Genomic DNA, 2642 nt, shown 5'->3' on the forward strand with positions numbered 1-2642 from the left:
GGAGGGCGCACCGGTCCGCGCCGTGGCGCCCGTGCCGTGGCGCCCGTGCCGTGGCACTAGTGCCGTGGCGCTAGGAGCGGACCTCCAGGAGCGGGACGAGCTGCTCGGCGGGAGTCGCCGAGCCGTGCATCCCGATCAGCGCGGACTCGTTCGGCTCGCGCCGCGTCGCGACCACCGCCACATCGGCGCACATCGCCACGACCACGTCGCCGATCCGGCCACGCACCCGGTCCTCCACCACGGGGCCGAACCAGCCCAGCTCGACGGCCTGTTCGCGGGTGGCCACCCACGCCTGGTCGGCGAGCACCTCGCGCCACACCGCGTGCACATCCCCCGCGGCGCCCGGAACAGCGTACACGTGCCGCATCCGGCCCTCGCCGCCCAGCGCGGCGACGCCCGCGCTCAGCTCCCAGTCCTCGTCGAAGTCCAGCCGGGCCGCCGGGCCGCCCGGGATGTCCACCATGCCGTGGTCGGCGGTGACATAGAGCACGGAGCGCGGCGGAAGCTGCTCGGCGAGCCGCTCGGCCAGCCGGTCGACGTACTGGAGCTGGCCGCGCCAGGCGTCGGAGTCCATGCCGTAGCGGTGTCCGTGGCCGTCCAGCTCGGCGTAGTACGTGTAGACGAGCGCGCGGTCGCCCGCGGCGAGCCGGGCCGCCGCCTGGTCCATCCGCTCCTCCGCGGGCAGCACTCCGGCGAACGCGCCGCCGGACAGCGCGATCTTGGTGAGCGGGGTCTGCTCGAAGTGCGGCGCCGTCACCTGGCTGGTGGCCACTCCGGCGGCATGCGCGGCCTGGAAGACGGTGGGGTGCGGCTGCCAGGCGTACGGGTCGGTCCAGGGCTGCCAGCGCAGCTGGTTCATCAGCTCGCCGGTCTCCGGGTTCAGCGCCGTGTAGCCGGGCAGGCCGTGCGCGCCGGGCGGCAGCCCGGTGCCGACGGAGGCCAGCGAGGCGGCGGTGGTCGAGGGGAATCCCGCGGTCAGCGGCTCCCCCGCGCCGCTGAGCGAGCTGGGCAGCAGCGAGGTGAGGAACGGCGCCTCGTCCGGGTGGGCCCGCAGGGCCTCCCAGCCCAGGCCGTCGACGAGGAAGACGCACACCCGGTCGGCGGGCCGCAGCGGCAGCCCCGGCGACAGCGCGTCCATGCCGGGCACACCGAGCCCGGCGGCGAGGGTGGGCAGCAGATCGGTCAGGGAGCCGGTGCCGTAGCGCGGCACCGGCGCGGTGCGGGGGTCGAGCGGCTCGCCGGGCCGTGCGGGCGCGCACTGCGCACCGGGCGGCCGGGTGTCCGGGACGCCGCCGGTGTGCCCTCGGGTCACCGCGCCGGCCCGACGCCGGTGCCCGCGGTCGCCTCGGAGAGCGCCTGCGCGAAGGTGAGGGTCTGCCGCACGGTGTCCGGCCCGTCGCCCGCCTCGCTGACCCGGAGGGACAGGTCGTCGGCGGTGGAGGAGCCGGTGTAGCCGTGGTCCGCCTCGCAGTTGGGGTCGCCGCAGGTGGCGGGCTCCAGGTCCAGCCGGGAGACGGCGCCCCAGCCGATGGTGAGCACCACCTCGCGGGGCAGGGCGCCCGGAGTGTACGACTCCGGGTTGGCCACGACGCGGGAGAGCACCACGGAGGAGATCCGCTCCAGCTTCACGGACTCGGTGGAGGTGGTGGCGTACGGCGAGGGGGAGGTGCCGTCGGCGGCCTGCTCGTCCGTGTGGCTGACGAGGAACCGGGTGCCGGTGAGGACGAGCACGGTGACATGGCGGCGGACTTCGTTGGAGTCGAACGTCGTCTCCTGGTGCACGAGGTAGGAATCCACCGGCTCCCCGCCCACCGCGGCCTCGACGGCCTCGGCCACCAGCGCCGGGTAGTAGCCGCTGCGCTCGATCGCCGCGCGCAGCCCCTGTGTCGTCGTACCGGTCTTCGCCATGCCGCCATCCTACGGGCCAACCCGGTGATCCCGGCCCCGGTCGGCCCCGAGGGAGCCCGGCTCGCGGGGACCGCCCCCGGAGGGCGCACCGGCCGGACGCCTGGCGCTCAGTACGCCGGAAGGCGGCGGGCCCCGAGGTCCGGGCGGGGCGGCGGAGGGGCCACCCGGACGACCGCGTTCAGGACGGTGACCCCGCGCGGGGCCACCACCACCGGATCCAGCTCCACCCGGACGACCTCCGGGTGGTCGTCCACCAGGAGGGAGACCCGCAGCAGCACCTCCTCCAGGGCCGCCGTGTCCGCCGGTTCGGCGCCGCGCCAGCCGAACAGCAGCGGTGCGGTGCGGATGGCCCGCACCAGGCCCGCGGCGTCGCGGTCCGTGACCGGAACCAGCCGGTGCGCGACGTCGCCTAGCAGGTCGGACGGCGTTCCTGCCAGACCGAAGGAGAGGACGGCCCCGATGCCGGGGTCGACGGCCGCGCGCACCACGGTGCCGACCCCGCGCGGCGCCATGGACTGCACCACGGGCCGCAGCTCGCCGGGGGTGCCGAGGGCGGCGGTCAGCTCGCCGTACGCGCGCCGCAGCCCGGCCTCGCCCGCGATGTCGAGCCGCACGCCGCCGAGGTCGGCGCGGTGCCGCAGATGGGGCGCGGTGGCCTTGAGGGCGACCGGGAAGCCGAGGCGGCGCGCGGCGGCGACGGCGGCCTCGGCGTCGGGCGCGGGGAGGGTGGGCTG

3 protein-coding genes are annotated in these 2642 nt (G+C 76.6%); all 3 read right to left on the minus strand.

Annotated elements, in window-relative coordinates:
* Positions 1-70: 70 nt before the first annotated feature.
* The gene (locus tag G5C65_RS35185) at positions 71-1312 is read right to left on the minus strand and encodes an alkaline phosphatase family protein (RefSeq protein WP_165303122.1); all 1242 of its coding nucleotides are present in this window, start codon (positions 1310-1312) and stop codon (positions 71-73) included.
* Complete coding sequence (locus G5C65_RS35190; RefSeq protein ID WP_165303123.1) at positions 1309-1908, minus strand: DUF5998 family protein; 600 nt, start codon at positions 1906-1908, stop codon at positions 1309-1311. Before G5C65_RS35190 ends, G5C65_RS35185 begins: the two co-directional genes overlap by 4 nt.
* A gap of 107 nt (positions 1909-2015) precedes the next feature.
* On the minus strand, positions 2016-2642 hold a 627-nt coding region (locus G5C65_RS35195; protein WP_206442625.1), incomplete at its 5' end, for an acetate--CoA ligase family protein.

The organism is Streptomyces boncukensis, from assembly GCF_011045075.1.
In the GTDB taxonomy this organism is placed as follows: Bacteria; Actinomycetota; Actinomycetes; order Streptomycetales; family Streptomycetaceae; genus Streptomyces; species Streptomyces boncukensis.

What these genes read in the sequence shown, in the direction of transcription:
- G5C65_RS35190 (WP_165303123.1), bottom strand. Translation starts at nt 1,908, where the DNA reads ATGGCGAAGACCGGTACGACGACACAGGGGCTGCGCGCGGCGATCGAG.